15 protein-coding genes are annotated in these 15,129 nt (G+C 35.0%); 1 reads left to right on the forward strand and 14 read right to left on the reverse strand.

Features of this window, described 5'->3' with window-relative positions:
- Positions 1 to 109 precede the first annotated feature (109 nt).
- From cydC to VK90_RS11195, 10 genes are all read right to left on the reverse strand, one after another.
- Positions 110 to 1,834, reverse strand: a complete 1,725-nt coding sequence (gene cydC, locus VK90_RS11150; protein WP_048372771.1) for a thiol reductant ABC exporter subunit CydC — start codon at positions 1,832 to 1,834, stop codon at positions 110 to 112.
- The gene (gene cydD / locus VK90_RS11155; protein ID WP_048372772.1) at positions 1,831 to 3,552 is read right to left on the reverse strand and encodes a thiol reductant ABC exporter subunit CydD; all 1,722 of its coding nucleotides are present in this window, start codon (positions 3,550 to 3,552) and stop codon (positions 1,831 to 1,833) included. Before cydD ends, cydC begins: the two co-directional genes overlap by 4 nt.
- On the reverse strand, positions 3,552 to 4,568 hold the full coding sequence (cydB, locus tag VK90_RS11160; RefSeq protein WP_025150009.1) for a cytochrome d ubiquinol oxidase subunit II: 1,017 nt from the start codon (positions 4,566 to 4,568) through the stop codon (positions 3,552 to 3,554). The genes cydD and cydB overlap by 1 nt, the downstream gene beginning before the upstream one ends.
- Positions 4,555 to 5,958: a cytochrome ubiquinol oxidase subunit I gene (cydA, locus tag VK90_RS11165; protein ID WP_002171439.1), complete on the reverse strand. Its 1,404-nt coding sequence runs from the start codon at positions 5,956 to 5,958 to the stop codon at positions 4,555 to 4,557. The genes cydB and cydA overlap by 14 nt, the downstream gene beginning before the upstream one ends.
- Before the next feature lie 696 nt (positions 5,959 to 6,654).
- Complete coding sequence (locus VK90_RS11170) at positions 6,655 to 7,710, reverse strand: LLM class flavin-dependent oxidoreductase (RefSeq protein WP_048372773.1); 1,056 nt, start codon at positions 7,708 to 7,710, stop codon at positions 6,655 to 6,657.
- A 16-nt stretch (positions 7,711 to 7,726) separates the two neighbouring features.
- The gene (locus tag VK90_RS11175; RefSeq protein WP_048372778.1) at positions 7,727 to 8,668 is read right to left on the reverse strand and encodes a ring-cleaving dioxygenase; all 942 of its coding nucleotides are present in this window, start codon (positions 8,666 to 8,668) and stop codon (positions 7,727 to 7,729) included.
- A gap of 54 nt (positions 8,669 to 8,722) precedes the next feature.
- Entirely contained in the window at positions 8,723 to 9,166 is a 444-nt protein-coding gene (locus tag VK90_RS11180) for a MarR family winged helix-turn-helix transcriptional regulator (protein WP_048372779.1), read from the reverse strand.
- A gap of 100 nt (positions 9,167 to 9,266) precedes the next feature.
- Complete coding sequence (locus VK90_RS11185) at positions 9,267 to 9,590, reverse strand: carboxymuconolactone decarboxylase family protein (RefSeq protein ID WP_048372780.1); 324 nt, start codon at positions 9,588 to 9,590, stop codon at positions 9,267 to 9,269.
- Position 9,591: 1 nt separating this feature from the next.
- The gene (locus VK90_RS11190) at positions 9,592 to 9,999 is read right to left on the reverse strand and encodes a tautomerase family protein (RefSeq protein WP_048372781.1); all 408 of its coding nucleotides are present in this window, start codon (positions 9,997 to 9,999) and stop codon (positions 9,592 to 9,594) included.
- 42 nt (positions 10,000 to 10,041) lie between these two features.
- The gene (locus tag VK90_RS11195; RefSeq protein WP_048372782.1) at positions 10,042 to 10,590 is read right to left on the reverse strand and encodes a DUF4865 family protein; all 549 of its coding nucleotides are present in this window, start codon (positions 10,588 to 10,590) and stop codon (positions 10,042 to 10,044) included.
- Between the two features lie 120 nt (positions 10,591 to 10,710).
- On the opposite strand from VK90_RS11195, the gene VK90_RS11200 reads away from it, so the two are divergent.
- On the forward strand, positions 10,711 to 11,493 hold the full coding sequence (locus tag VK90_RS11200; protein ID WP_025150015.1) for a LysR family transcriptional regulator: 783 nt from the start codon (positions 10,711 to 10,713) through the stop codon (positions 11,491 to 11,493).
- Between the two features lie 228 nt (positions 11,494 to 11,721).
- Here the strand turns inward: VK90_RS11200 and VK90_RS11205 are convergent, their stop codons facing one another.
- The 4 genes from VK90_RS11205 to VK90_RS11220 are packed head-to-tail and all read right to left on the reverse strand — an operon-like array spanning position 11,722 to position 15,063.
- Complete coding sequence (locus VK90_RS11205) at positions 11,722 to 12,675, reverse strand: branched-chain amino acid ABC transporter permease (RefSeq protein ID WP_048372874.1); 954 nt, start codon at positions 12,673 to 12,675, stop codon at positions 11,722 to 11,724.
- Between the two features lie 49 nt (positions 12,676 to 12,724).
- Positions 12,725 to 13,585 (reverse strand): branched-chain amino acid ABC transporter permease, encoded by an 861-nt coding sequence (locus tag VK90_RS11210; RefSeq protein ID WP_048372783.1) that lies wholly within the window; start codon positions 13,583 to 13,585, stop codon positions 12,725 to 12,727.
- Positions 13,586 to 13,607: 22 nt separating this feature from the next.
- Positions 13,608 to 14,312, reverse strand: a complete 705-nt coding sequence (locus VK90_RS11215) for a branched-chain amino acid ABC transporter ATP-binding protein (RefSeq protein WP_025150018.1) — start codon at positions 14,310 to 14,312, stop codon at positions 13,608 to 13,610.
- Entirely contained in the window at positions 14,290 to 15,063 is a 774-nt protein-coding gene (locus VK90_RS11220) for an ABC transporter ATP-binding protein (RefSeq protein ID WP_048372784.1), read from the reverse strand. Before VK90_RS11220 ends, VK90_RS11215 begins: the two co-directional genes overlap by 23 nt.
- Positions 15,064 to 15,129: the final 66 nt, after the last annotated feature.

Genomic DNA, 15,129 nt, shown 5'->3' on the forward strand with positions numbered 1-15,129 from the left:
CATTACATACTCATCTCGCTACTACATCATATACAACGATGCCACGAATACGCGTAAAAAAACACAAACCTTGAATTATCAAGAATTTGTGTTTTTCTTCATTCCATTTTTATATACCTTTATCAAGCTCGTATAACCTACGATATTTCTCATTTTCTTTCAGTAGCTGTTCATGACTACCTTGCATAGCGATTTGACCACCATCAAGGAAAATGACTTCATCAACATGTTCAATCCCTACTAAATGATGAGCGATCCATAGAACAGTCTTTTCTTCAGTTGCAGAAAACATCGTTTCTATTAAAGACAATTCCGTTTTAGGATCTAAACCGATAGTCGGCTCATCAAGTACAATGATTGGTGCTTCTTGCATAAGAGTTCTTGCAAAAGCTACCCTTTGCCTCTCCCCGCCAGAAAATCTCATACCCATTTCATGCATTTTTGTTTGTAATCCATCAGGAAGAGAAGCAATATGTGAAGCTAGTTGTGCTTTCTCTAGAGCCTTCCATATCTCTTCATCAGTAGCATCTGGTTTACCAATTCGCACATTATTTCCAATTGTCGTATCGAATAAATGTGGTTTTTGGTTTAATACAGAAATATATTTTGACAAAAGGTTCGTATGAGCTTGTTCACCATTCAATAGAACTTGGCCATTCACCGGGCGTAGCGCACCAGTTAACAATTTTAATAAAGTAGATTTCCCTGTTCCACTTCTACCTAAAATAGCAATTTTCTTTCCTGCCTTTATGTGTAATGATACATCTTTTAATACAGGTTCATTACTATTCGGATAATTATACGATATATTATTCAGTTCAATATCTATATGTTTTTGTGCAACGTAATCTTTATCTCCAGGTAACTCATTTCCATCTTGCAGAACGCTATCACTTTCTACGCTATTAAGCCTATGAGCAGATTCTACATATGATGGAATTCGATCGATAGCATCCGATACAGGAATAAGCACATTTGTCACAGATAATGTCATTAATACGAAGGCTGCGATAACTGTAGGGGCAATCTGTTCACTTGCAGATTGATTTCCAGTCCACATAATCATTGAAATGACGACAATACCTACTATTAAATGAATGATACTGTCTCGAATATGGTACCAGCGTTTCACTCTTTTCTCTGTCTTTAACAACTGAGCATTTTGCGCTACATACTCATTAATAAATTCATCTTTTCTACCACTTGCCTGCCAATCAGATAACCCAAATACAGCATCTGTCAGTTGCTGATACAAACGATTTCTTCCTCGTTTCAAAGTAACATGATGTCGTTTCATCAAGAGTAGCGATACGAACGGAATAAGAAAAACGATAACTGCTAACATACACCCTGCGATAAGTGCAAATACTACGTCAAATGCACCGATAACAAGAACGAAGATGCTATATACAACTAGTGCTAATATACTAGGGAATATCGTACGCAAATATAGGTTTTGTAAATGCTCTATATCCTCAGACAATACACCTAATACATCACCAGTTTGAAATCGCGAGCGAAAAAATAACGCCTGCGGTTCTACAATTTTATATAGTTTTGTCCTCATTTTTTCTAATACACGAAGGACGACATCATGCCCAACTAAACGCTCAACATAATGAAAGACAGCTTGCCCTATACTAAACGCACGCGTTGCAACGATTGGAACATATACAGCCATTACATTTTCTGGTCTGAGAGCAGATTTAGAAATTAAATAACCTGAAATGAAAAGTAACATCGCACCTGAACTAACTCCAAGAAGCCCGAGGAAAATAGTCAAAGTCATCCTACCTTTATTTTGCTTTATATAAGGTCTAATCCAGTTACTCATCTCTCTCTCCTCCCTTTCCCATGAAAATGTAATGACTCTTTATCTAAAAGCTCTTCATATGTTCCACTTTCTATTATCTTGCCTTTATTTAAAATAACAATATGATCCATCTGTTTCATCCAATGCAAACGATGTGTTGCAAGAAATACTAACTTACCTTTAAACAGACGTAACATCGCTTGTTTTATTTCAAATTCAGTTTCAATATCAAGATGTGCCGTAGGCTCATCTAATAAAATGATTGGTTTATTGCTCAAAAGTGCACGTGCCATCGCAACACGTTGTTCCTGTCCGCCACTTAGCATACGTCCACCTTCCCCAATTCTTTCGTGCATCCCATCCGGAAGCGATGCAACAAGTGAACGAAGACCTACCTCATCTATAACTCTCTCAACTTCTTCATCAGTAATATTTGTTTCATAGAAACAAATATTATCTTTTAATGAAAGTGGGAAAATATAAGGTTGTTGCGGAATATAAGCAATGTTTTTTTGCCAGCTATCACGAGTAGATGTATCAATTTCCACACCATTTATAATCATATTTCCATCGGACGGATGTAAGAATCCTGCTAACACATCTATTAACGTTGATTTCCCTGCTCCACTTTCGCCAATAATGCCAATCGCACCGTTCCCTTTCCAATTGAAATGAACCTCTTCTAATATGGCCTTTTCAGATTCTTCATTATTAACTTTTATATTTTGTAATTTCATGCTGCTCAAAGAATTCCACGCTATATCTACATTTGATTCTTTCGGTCCCCTAGCTTTTTGTTGTTTTACGATCTCTTCAATTTGCTCCATTGCAATTTGTCCATCTAATGTAGCATGATAGTTCGCTCCAACTTGCTTAATTGGTAAAAAATATTCGGGAGCTAAAATTAGAATAGTAAGAGCCGGCAATAAAAGAATCGATTCGTCTATTAAACGAATACCTAAACCTACTGCTACAAAGGCAATTGATAAACTCGTAAAGAAATCTAGTGCAAAAGAAGAAAGAAAAGCAACTCGCAAAGTGCGAAGTGTTGCTTTTCTATATCTTTTACTTACTTTTTCAATTTTGCCTTCATGCTCCTGACTTTTCCCTAAATACTTTAATGTTTCTAATCCTTTTAGTGTATCTACAAAGTGATTTGAAAGAACACGATACGTATCATATTGGTTATCAGCCATTTTCTGCGCTGCTAATCCTAATAGAATCATAAATATAATAACGATCGGAATCGTTACAACTAAAATGATTCCAGACTCTATATCTAGTGTAAAAACATATAAAACAACAAGCGCCGGAACGATACAACTTCGAATCATTCGAGGGATCGTTAATTCAATATATGTTTTGAATTTCTCTATCCCTTCAATCGATAAGGTAACCAGATGACCAGTCCCGTTCGTTTGGACAAATCTCGGTCCTAATGTAAAATATGCTTCTATTAACTGTTTACGTAATGCCAATCCCGTTTTTTCAGCGAAACGCTCAACCAATATTTGTGATGTTCGCACTAATATTTGACGAGCTGCAAACGTGATTCCAAAATAAACAATTTCATTTAGTACAGCTTGCACTGTTTCTCCATGAAATAAAAAGGTAATCGCTCGTGCTAAAAAGACTGTCTGTGCAATAATACTACACGCCTCTAAAACACTAATAAAACTTAATGCTACATATAAAACTCGGCTACCAGGATACGATGGAAGTCCTCTTTTTCTTTTCATTAGTACTCCAAATCTTTTTCTGACTTAACAGGTTGTCTAAATACATAGAAACTCCATATTTGACTACCAATAACAAACGGTAAAATAGCAAGTGCAAAATAACTCATTAATTTTAATGCATAAGGCCCTGATGCCGCATTATAAATTGTCAAATCATTCGCCGCTCCTAATGAACTAATCATGACACGCGGGAACATGCCGATAAACACACTCGCACTTAATAAAATGATTGTTAAACTCGTCATAAAGAAAGCCCAACCATCTCTTCTTCTCTTATTTAATAACGTAGATACAAATAACGCTACGAAAGCTCCAATCGGAACCATTATCCACTCTGAACCATGTGCAACGAAAATATCTGTTTTCCATAACCCTACACCTGCAAAAACAAGAAGAATTATTAATGTAATAGGTGCGATTTTTGTTGCGGCAATACGTGCACGTTCTCGCAGTTTTCCTGTTGTACGTATAGTAAGAAATTGTAAACCATGAACAATACATAGAAGAAGAAACATTACTCCTCCAAGTAACGCAAATGGATGAAGTAACTTCATGAATCCACCTACAACATTTTTACTTTCATCAATTGGTACACCTACCATAAAGTTTGCAATTGCAACTCCCCAAAGGATAGGCGGTAGCAGACTTCCAATAAACATGCCCCAATCCCAAAAACCTTTCCATTTATGATTCTCTATTTTCGCACGGAATTTAAAGGAAACACCTCTTATAATTAAAGCAAGAAGCATAAATACAAAAGGAATGTAAAACCCACTAAATAGAGTTGCATACCAGTGCGGGAATGCCGCGAACATAGCGCCACCAGCACAAACAAGCCACACTTCATTCGCGTGCCAAAATGGCCCAATTGTATTTAAGTAAATTCTTTTTTCTAAATCGTTCTTTCCTAAAAATCTTGAAACTATACCTACACCGAAATCGAAACCTTCAAGTACAAAGAAGCCTACAAATAAGATTGAGATAACTACAAACCACAATTCATTAAGAGATAACATAATCTTCCTCCTTATCAAATGGATCATGGCTTTGATAATCCTTTTTCGCTTTCTTATTCGCATGACCTTTAATGATACGAACGAATAAGTAAATAGTAATTCCTCCGATAATTAAATATAGTGATGTGAATGAAATAAGAGAGAATAATACTTCTCCAAATGTAACGTTTGGAGATACAGCATCTTTTGTTTTCATAACACCGAAGACAACCCAAGGTTGACGTCCCATTTCAGTCATAATCCACCCTACTGTATTACCGATAAACGGTAGTGCAATTGCATATACCATTATTTTTAAATACCAAGGTTTTTCAGTTAAGCGATCTTTTCTTGATAAGAACCATCCGTATGCTCCAAGAAGCAACATGAACGTTCCACTCATTACCATCGCTCTAAAACTCCAAAACATTGTGTGTACTGGTGGAATATAATCTCCAGGTCCATATTTTTCTTCATATTGCTTTTGAATTTGATTCATTCCTTCTACTTGACCACTAAATTTATCGTATGACAATAGACTTAGCATGTAAGGAATTTGAATTTCAAACGAATTTTCTTTCTTCTCTGTATCAATTTTCGCAAATACTGTAAATGGTGCTGGGTCCTCACTCGTATTCCATAATGCTTCAGCTGCAGCCATTTTCATCGGATGTGTCTTAATTAAATTTTGCGCTTGTGCATGACCGAAAAATAATACCAATGCTGTTGAAATTGTTCCAACAACGATAGAAACTCGGAAAGACTTCTTAAACACCTCAGTCTCTTGTTGTTTTGTAATTTTCCATGCACTGACACCAGCAATAAAGAATGCACCTGTTGCAAGTGCCGCTGTAATTGTATGTGGGAATTGCACCCATAATTGTGGATTTTGAATAATCGCCAAGAAATCATTCATTTGTGCACGTCCATCTGCTGCCATTTCATATCCTACTGGAGCTTGCATAAATGCATTTGCAGTTAAAATCCAAAATGCTGATAACATTGTTCCAATTGAAAGGAGCCAAATACATAAAAGGTGAATTCGCTTAGGAAGTTTATCCTCACCGAATACCCATAAACCTAGGAATGTAGACTCAATGAAAAATGCTAATAAACCTTCAATTGCAAGTGATGGTCCGAAAACATCACCAACAAAACGTGAATACGTTGACCAGTTCATACCAAACTGAAATTCTTGTAAAATACCTGTTACAACTCCTACTGCGAAGTTAACAAGGAATATTTGTGTCCAAAACTTTGTCATCTTCTTATAAACTTCTTGTCCCTTTACCACATACAACGTTTGCATTAACGCGATGATAAAAGCTAAGCCAATAGATAGCGGAACGAAAAAGTAATGAAAAATCGTTGTAGATGCAAATTGTATTCGTGCCAATTCGAGCGTATCCATGCTAAACTCACTTCCTTCATAATTTTTATATCGTAATATCGATTGAATTGTATGAATTCACTTCATAATGAACAATCCAATCATTTGGAAATACAAAAGATAAATTCGTTTATGTACTTTTTGAAAATATAAATTGTCAGTTTTTTTGATAATTACAAAAGAACTTTTTTACACGATTTATCTTTTCACTATTTCTGTAGTGTTTTATTCGTTAATCGAATTGTATAATATACTCACATAATAAATTCAGCTGATTTTTGACGTATTATTGACATCATTTTGTCTGAAATATGTCATTTGTAATTTTTTTGAATTAAATTTTTCATATTATAAAAACGTATTTTTCAAACATAAAACAAACTCATTTATCAATAGAAATTACGTTTTTCTCTTCATACACTTGACTTTCTTATAAAAAAATGTCCTCGAAACCACTCTCAGAAAACACTTAATTTTTGTCAAGAGAAAAATGCATTTTCAAAATTCAAACGAATAATATTGTTATTCACAAATAGAAAAAAACTTCCCTTTCCCTAGACAAAAAGTTCGTTTTTTTGTCATTTTTTCAAACTGTATTCAGTTTGAATTTGTCCATCCCGCATCGAATATTAGCTCACGCCAATCGGGTGACCATTAAATAGTGGGATAAATATAAAAAAGTACCGAGAATAGATTATATTCTCGGTACTTTTATCATTATTTCGTTGTATATTTTCTAACAGCCGGCATAATTTCAGTAGCAATCAATTCAATGTTTTTCTCAATCTTATCAAATGGTACACCGCCAAAATCAATTTGTGCCATAAAACGTTGCTGTCCAAATAATTCATATTGGTAAAGCATTTTTTCAATTATTTGTTGCGGGCTACCTATCATTAACGCGTCACGGTAATCTACTGCATTTGTAAATTGTTGTTTTGGATACCCGCCACCACGTAGTGCAAGCATACCAGCATTAATATGAGGATAATATTCACTAAGGGCATCTTGTGAATTTTCTGCTGTATAAAATAAACTTGTAGTCGCAATTGGCAATGTCGCTGGATCAAAACCACTTTGTTCAGCAGCTTCACGATATGCATCAACTGAAACTTTAAAATTAACTGCTGGACCACCAAGTGTCGTAAGCATCATTGGTACGCCAGCGTGTCCTGCCTTAATTGCACTAGCAGGTGGTCCCCCAACAGCACGCCAAATTGGCATATTATTATTTTTAGCTCTCGGTATAATTACCGCATGCTCCAGTGGCGTTCTAAACTGCCCCTTCCATGTTACACTTTCTTCTTTATTTATTTTTAATAAAAGATCCATCTTCTCTTCAAATAATTCTTCATAATCATTTACATCGTAACCAAGTAAACTATATCCTCCAATACGAGATCCACGACCAGCAACGATTTCAGCACGACCATTAGAAATTAAATCAATTGTGGCAAAGTCTTCATATACACGCACCGGATCTGACGTACTTAATACTGTCGCAGAACTCGCAATCTTAATGTTTTTCGTAGCTTGTGCAATAGCCCCTAAAATAACTGTATGAGCTTGCGTTGTAAAATGTGCTTGATGACTTTCACCGATAGCAAACACATCAAGTCCTGCTTCATCCGCCAATTTACTTGTTTCAATTAATTCATGGATTCGCTTTTCCGCACTAACTTTCGAGCCATTGTGCGGATTTAAAATATGATCCCCAATTGAATATAGTCCAAATTCAATTCCTTTACTTGTATCAATTCGATATTTTTCCATAGTTGCTCTCTCCCTTTTAATTAAGTGGTGCTAACTTCTCTTCTATTTCTTTTCTTCTCTCTTCTAAAAATGGTGGTAAATCAAGCCCTTTTCCTAATTCTTCAACTGCTGAATCTACAGTAAATCCTGGTCCATCCGTCGCAATCTCAAATAAAATTCCATTTGATTCACGGAAATATAAGCTTTTAAAATAAAAACGATCGATAATCCCTGTTGATTGAAACCCTTTATCTTTCACTGCTTCATTCCAATAACTCAGTTCTTCATCATTTTTCACACGAATAGCTAAATGATGAATACTTCCTTTGCCAGGTCTTTCGCTCTCTCCCTCTTGCTGTTTCACCAAAATTTCTCCAAAAGATTGGCCAGCGATAGATTGATAAATCCCCTCATCGTCTGAACGAGATACTTCTTTATAACCAAACAAATCTGTTAGTGTTTTTGATAATTTATTTAAACTGCGCACTGTCATTTCAACTGTTCCCATACCTAAAATACGATGATTTTTCTCTACAGAAGAATCATCCCATGCAGTCCAATATTCAGGCACTTCTTCAGTTTTATTATTTAGTAGCACTAACCGTAAACCGTCCGGATCTTCAAAGTGCAGAGCATCACGACCCGCATATGTTGTAATTTCTCCATGAGTCACTTGCAATGATTCAAAACGTTTCTTCCAAAATGTAAGACTCTCTGACGAAGGTACGAGTAAACCTATTTGTGTGATTGCATTTGTACCACGAACTGTTCTACCTACATTCGGCATTTCAAAAAATGATAATTCAGTTCCTGCACTACCTGTTAAATCACCATAAAACAAATGATACATAAATGGATTATCTTGATTGACTGTCTTTTTCACCCGGCGTAGCCCTAACACATTTTGATAAAAGTCATTATTCACTTGTGCATTTTTTGTCACCATCGAAATGTGGTGATGTCCTGGAATTGTGTACATAATATTTCCTCCTCTAACTATCACTTGATTAGTCAATTGATAGTGTAAAAAAAATTACTCGTGTGGTAATTCTTTTTTTTCACTATGCTTATGAACTTTTGTCATTAACTCGTATAGTATTTTCTGTTCTTCCTCATTCAATACATCATCAAAAAATGATGATTGAAATGCAAGTTGCTCTGGTAATGATCTTTCTAATATCGCTTCACCCTTATCAGTAAGGCTAATCGTTTTTGTTTTCCATTCTTGTTTTCGTGCAATATATCCTTCTTTTTCAAGGCGTGTTAACATTCGAGAAATACCACCTTGTGTAACGGTAACCTTCTCCGCTAACTCCATTTGTGTAAGCGGTTGATAAATTCGTATTTGCATAAGTACATCAAATTGAGCTGTCGTCAAATCAAAACGTTTCAAAAACTCATTTGACATCTGATTACTTTGGTTCGTAAATCGTATTAATCGTAACCAGATTAACGATCCTATCGTATTTTCACGCATGTTTTATCACTTCCTATCGTTAATCTTATTATCACTTTACTACTCAATTGATAAAAAAGCAAGTATAAAGATTTAAATATCAATCAATATATAATTATTTTTAACTTTTAATTTCATTCATTGCTATATTTAAAGCTGCCACAGCTTTTGGCCAACCAACGTAAAAAGCCATATGTGTTATTAACGCAATCATTTCATTTTCTGCAATCCCATGTTGTTTAGCTATCCGCAAATGAAATGGTAATTGTTCTGTATTACCAAGGCTAATTAGTGCCGACACTGTACATAAACTCCTTTCTCTTAATGTTAAAGTGGCATCCCGCCACACTTCTTCAAACAATATCTCTTCACTGTAATGAACAAACGTAGGCGCCATTTCTCTCATTTTCTGTTGAATATAAAATTCAATTGGTTCATTCATCATTTTACTCCCCCTTCATTTTCACCAGTTGTGCCACTCCTTGACCAAATGACCAGTTTTCAGCAGCTGTCTCATTTAGTGTAATAAAAATATCAGCACCCTTTATGTTTGAACACTCAGAAATTTTAAAGGATATCGATTGGTACAACTCCCTTTTCTGCTTTATCGTTCTTCCCGGTCCACATGTAATAGAAACATGAATTATGTTTTCTGTTCTCTTTTCTTTTCGTTCTAGCAAATAATATGGATTATAAAAGAATTGGTTCGGTTGATAAGGTAAAAACATTTGAAAATAATCATTTTCAGGGATATTAAAATAGTCAATTAATGAAAGGTGAATACATTCACTTATCTTTTTCAACACTTCTTTATTTAATATATTTTCAGGATAATAAACGTTCACAAAAGGCATATATTCTCATTCCTTTTTCTTATTTTGGCATTCAATAAGATTTTATCGTGAGATGTGTAAAATCTCATAAATTGTAATACCGTTCATTGCATTAATTTCAGGCTTCTCTTCATAAAAACTAAATTGACTATATCCCCATTTATCTGGATTATAAACTAATATATTCCCTAAATTCTTTTCTATATCTTGCACATTTTGATGCACAGTATTAAATTGAGTCCCAATCAATGATTTACTTTGAGAGATACTTCCTGCATATTCAACAACATATCTACTCTTCTGAAAATCATCACTTAGATTAACAACTAAAGGAACACCAATATTAATTTGTTGCCATCCAAATGAGTCTAAAATATTGTCGTAATAACCATCAAAGATAAATCTATTCATCCCTTCATGGTTATTCCATATATATAATGGAGCGTAACAATTAAATAAATTTTCATTTTCCCCTGCTTCAGTAATTAAATATGCTTTAAAATTTAGGTCTTGAAAATCGTCTGTTTTATACCCATTATTTTTTACCCTTTGTCTAATTATCCCCATATCATAATCTTTTGGCAAAATGACCTTATATTGCATCCCAATCATGTTTATCACTCACTTTCGATATTATATACATAATGATAAATCGATGTTGGATCGGTGTAAAATAGGTATAAATTATGCTTGGTATCATTTATAATGATACCAAATAAGGGGTTGAAATGAATGGAAATAAATGATCTTATCATATTTAAAACTGTAGCTAATGAAGGCTCTATTAGTAAAGCTGCTAAAGAGTTAGGTTATGTGCAACCAAATGTAACTGAGCGAATCAAAAAATTAGAACAAGAATTAGAAACACCTTTACTACATAGAGATAACAAGGGGGTTTCACTGCTACCTTCAGGTGACATTTTGTTAGATTATACGAATAAAATATTGAATTTATTAGAGGAAGCTAAAAATGAAATTAAAACGAACACTTCTTACCGAATAGCGACGTCACAATCTATTTTAGCTAGTTATTTGAGTGTACGTATCAAAGAAAATTTCAGAAATTATCAAGTATATATAGAAAGTAGTAGCCATCTCCAAAAACTGTTACAAAAAGTTGATATGGTCATAACTTATGAGGATAATCTAGATTCAACCTTTAACAAAGTATTCAGTACAACAATTTCTATTGGCTTATTAAAAGCAAAAGAAAAGTGTAAAGTCGACTATTCAAAGGAACTATTTTTCGTTAGTAACGATACGAAGTGCCCCTTTAGAAATCGGACAATACAATTTCTAAAAGAAAACAATCTATCTCAGCGTCAACTTCAACAGTTAGACTCTTATTCACTTATTGAAGAATTTATTGCTGAAGGAAATGGTATAGCTTTTTTACCGATTAAAAATGATAAATTAGCACCAATTGAAGATGTGGCGATTGAAAAATTATCTATTAACTTCTTTACAACTCAAGACTTAGAAAAAGAGATTCCAGGTGAACTATTTAACAAATAAGGCCGTTATACTTGTTATATTTTTTCGGCAAATCGATATCCCTTGTCGAATCGCTGATATATTTCAAGTTGTGGTCGATAAATTTTAAAAATCGCCGATATAATCTCATTTACTATCGTACAGTTCACCAAAATAAAAAGAGATGTTACCTAGTTAAAAAGTTCAACTACTAGGACATCCCTTTTCATCTTGGAGACTTGCCTCATTATCCATACATTTCATTAGACTTTACACGTTCTGCTCCACCCCGGTGCTTTTCTCCTTCTTACTTCTTTTTAAATTCTTCAACTTCTTAAACGTTCCAACTAATCCTTTCGGAAAAACTAGAAGCACGATAATATACAACAAGCCAAGAATAATCGTCCATCGTTCAAAAATCGGATACTCAGTCGCTAGTTCTGATAAATAATATTTCAGTGATTCAATAATCCCAGCTCCAGCAATGGCTCCGATTAACGTTCCAACTCCTCCGATCATTGTCATCAATAATGCATTTAGCGTCATATCAATTGAAAATACCGTCGTATTTACAAAACGCAATGTGATAACGAATAATCCTCCGCTAATCGCAGCTACTATCCCTGCCACTACACTCGCGATAATTTTATAATGAAGAACTTTATACCCAAGTGCTTCAACACGTTGTTCATTTTGTGAAATTGCCTTTAATACTTTTCCAATAGAAGATTTTGTGAACAATCGTAACAAAATAAAAATAGCAATTAAACATATAAGTGTTACGTAATAATACGTAAAACGATCACGGAATATATCTGGTACACCAAATGTAAATCCATCTCCTCCATGAGTCAGTGAACGCCATTTTTCAGCAAGTACAAAAAACAATTGGGAAATAGCGAGCGTTAACATTGCATAAAAATGACTTTTCAAACGTAACGAAAGCAAACCGATTATATAGCTTACAATAGCTGAAATAATTACAGCGGCCGCTATTCCTATAAAAAAGTTCGTTATCGATACTCCTTGCCGATCAAATAATAGTGCTACCCCATATGCTCCTATACCAAAGAACATGCAATGACCAAATGAAACAATACCTGTATATCCAAGCAGAACATCAAAACTCATTGCGAAAATAGCAAAGATGAAGATTTGAGTGAACAAAATTAACAAGCTCCGTGATTCATTTACGAACGGAAATACACTTAAACAAATGAGCATAAATAATCCAAAGTATACTTTGATTCGATCCGATGTGCTGTTCACCATTTCACCCCTTTTCATCAACGAGCCCCGTTGGCTTCACTATCAAGAAAAATAGTAACATTAACATATTGATTGCAAGCGATAAATCTGGCATAAAATACGCTGTAAAAGCTCCGGCTAAACCGACGATTAAAGAAGCTATCGCCGAACCTTGTACACTACCTAATCCTCCAATGATAACTACTATAAAGGCTAAAATTGCGTACTGCATGCCCATCTCAGCGAAAATAACGCCTGAATATGGTGCAAGTAGGAAACCACCTAACGCAGCCATCCCCGCTCCTAATAAAAAGACAAACGAGAATATCGCTTTTACGTTAATACCAAGGGCCTGAACCATCTCTTTATCCATTACACCCGCGCGAATCATTAGTCCTATCTTTGTTTTTTTCAGCAGTAATAGTAAAGCAATGTAAATTAGTATCCCAACTAAAATGACGAATAGGCGATATTTAATTAGTATAACGCCTCCAAATGTAAAACTTCCTTGTAACCATAACGGTAATTTTGCCCCAATGGGATTTGGTCCCCAAAATATTTTGATGCACTCGCTAAGAACGAGCATTCCTCCGAGCGTAACGAGAAGCTGCCGAACATGGTTTCCATACACTGGCCTAATAAGAAATCTTTCTAAAATGAAACCAAGAAACATCCCCATAGCGACTGCTCCAATTAGCGCTAATAAATAACTCCCTGTCATATTGAATAACCAAACGCCTGTAAATGCTCCCCATGCAAATAAACCGCCATGTGCAAAATTCAGTACGCTCATTAAACCGAAAATAAGTGATAGACCAGACGCTAATAAAAAAATAAGCATCCCTGTCGAAACGCCGTTTACAAATAAGTTAATTAGCACATCCACGTTCTATCCCCCCGTATCAATGTTAAGAAATACCTAAATATTTATGACATGTTTCCTTATCCTCTCGCAGTTCCTCCATGAAACCGTTATGCACAATGCGCCCATTATCCATAATGTAGAAGTAATCACCGATTTGACTAGCCATCATGAAATTTTGTTCAACAAGTAAAACAGTCGTTTTCTCCTTCATTTTCAAAATTGCTACCATTAATTTTTCTATCATAATTGGAGACAGCCCTTTACTCGGCTCATCAATAAGCAATAGTCCATCACTATTGATAAATGCTCTTGAAATCGCCAGCATTTGTTTTTGTCCCCCGCTTAAAAGTCCGCTTTTTTTATACCAAAATTGCTTTAAGTCTGGAAAAAGTTCAAGCATCCATTCTAGCTTCTCTTCCGCTTCTTCCCCGTTTTTCCCCTTAGCAAGTACGAATGTCTCTTCTACCGTTAAATCATGAAAAACCCCTTGATTTTCCGGCACATAGCCTATACCTTTTCTTGAAATTAAATGTGTAGATAGTCCATTTACTTTTGTACTATCATAATAAACTTCTCCATTTGCTATCCGGTGAAATCCCATAACTGAGCGCAATGTTGTTGTTTTTCCAGCTCCATTTCTTCCAAACAATACAGTAATCGTCCCTTTCTCAACCGAGAGGGATACTCCTTGTAAAATATGAAACTGATCTAAATACGTCTCAATATTATTCACTTGTAATAGTGCCACTGTATAATCCCCCTAAATAAGCACTTTGTACACGTTCATCTTTCATCATCTCTTCCGGTAATCCTTCAGCCAATAACTCACCATGAAATAAAACGATAAGATGATCTGATAAACCTAACACCATATCCATTTTGTGTTCAATAAGTACAATTGTGCTCTCTGGATTCTTTTTAATATTTTCGATTACTTGTAATATAGCCGGAACTTCCTCAACTGAAATACCTGCCGTCGGCTCATCAAGTAGTAATACATCTGTCTTTAATGCTAACAACATAGCAAGCTCTAACTTTCTTTTTTCCCCATGAGCTAAATCTTTTGCCAATACGTCCCCTTTCTCGTGAAGTAGTACGGTTTTTAAAAGACGTCTCGCCTCTCCAGTTTGCTGCTTTAACTTAGCTGAATTCGGAAAGAAACTATAATAATCTTGAACGAATGATTGAACACTTAAACGCACATTTTCAAGCACTGTTAGCTCCGGGAAAATATTCGTCAGTTGAAAAGAACGACCAATTCCTAAGCGCGTTCGTTCTGAAATTGATAGCTTTGTAATATCTTGCCCTTTAAAATAAACTTCACCTTTCGTCGGAGAAATTTGCCCACTTAATAAATTGAATAAAGTGGTCTTTCCAGCACCATTCGGCCCAATAATTGAAATGAGCTTTCCTTTTTGTACCGTTAAATTAACATCCTTAATAACATGATGCTCACCAAAAGATACACAAAGATTTTTCGTCTCTAACAAATGTGTCACAAGATTCCTCCCTTAAAAGCGATTGTGTTTAAACTTTTAAAAGAAATGAGTATAAAGAGGGGATTC

Origin of the sequence: Bacillus sp. LK2 (genome assembly GCF_001043575.1) — a bacterium.
GTDB classification, from domain to species: Bacteria; Bacillota; Bacilli; order Bacillales; family Bacillaceae_G; genus Bacillus_A; species Bacillus_A paramycoides.

Excerpts from the sequence above, each read along its gene's own strand:
- cydC (WP_048372771.1), bottom strand. The coding sequence starts at position 1,834 with ATGAGTAACTGGATTAGACCTTATATAAAGCAAAATAAAGGTAGGATG.
- cydD (WP_048372772.1), bottom strand. The coding sequence starts at position 3,552 with ATGAAAAGAAAAAGAGGACTTCCATCGTATCCTGGTAGCCGAGTTTTA.
- cydB (WP_025150009.1), bottom strand. The coding sequence starts at position 4,568 with ATGTTATCTCTTAATGAATTGTGGTTTGTAGTTATCTCAATCTTATTT.
- cydA (WP_002171439.1), bottom strand. The coding sequence starts at position 5,958 with ATGGATACGCTCGAATTGGCACGAATACAATTTGCATCTACAACGATT.
- VK90_RS11170 (WP_048372773.1), bottom strand. The coding sequence starts at position 7,710 with ATGGAAAAATATCGAATTGATACAAGTAAAGGAATTGAATTTGGACTA.
- VK90_RS11175 (WP_048372778.1), bottom strand. The coding sequence starts at position 8,668 with ATGTACACAATTCCAGGACATCACCACATTTCGATGGTGACAAAAAAT.
- VK90_RS11180 (WP_048372779.1), bottom strand. The coding sequence starts at position 9,166 with ATGCGTGAAAATACGATAGGATCGTTAATCTGGTTACGATTAATACGA.
- VK90_RS11185 (WP_048372780.1), bottom strand. The coding sequence starts at position 9,590 with ATGATGAATGAACCAATTGAATTTTATATTCAACAGAAAATGAGAGAA.
- VK90_RS11190 (WP_048372781.1), bottom strand. The coding sequence starts at position 9,999 with ATGCCTTTTGTGAACGTTTATTATCCTGAAAATATATTAAATAAAGAA.
- VK90_RS11195 (WP_048372782.1), bottom strand. The coding sequence starts at position 10,590 with ATGATTGGGATGCAATATAAGGTCATTTTGCCAAAAGATTATGATATG.
- VK90_RS11200 (WP_025150015.1), top strand. The coding sequence starts at position 10,711 with ATGGAAATAAATGATCTTATCATATTTAAAACTGTAGCTAATGAAGGC.
- VK90_RS11205 (WP_048372874.1), bottom strand. The coding sequence starts at position 12,675 with ATGCTCATTTGTTTAAGTGTATTTCCGTTCGTAAATGAATCACGGAGC.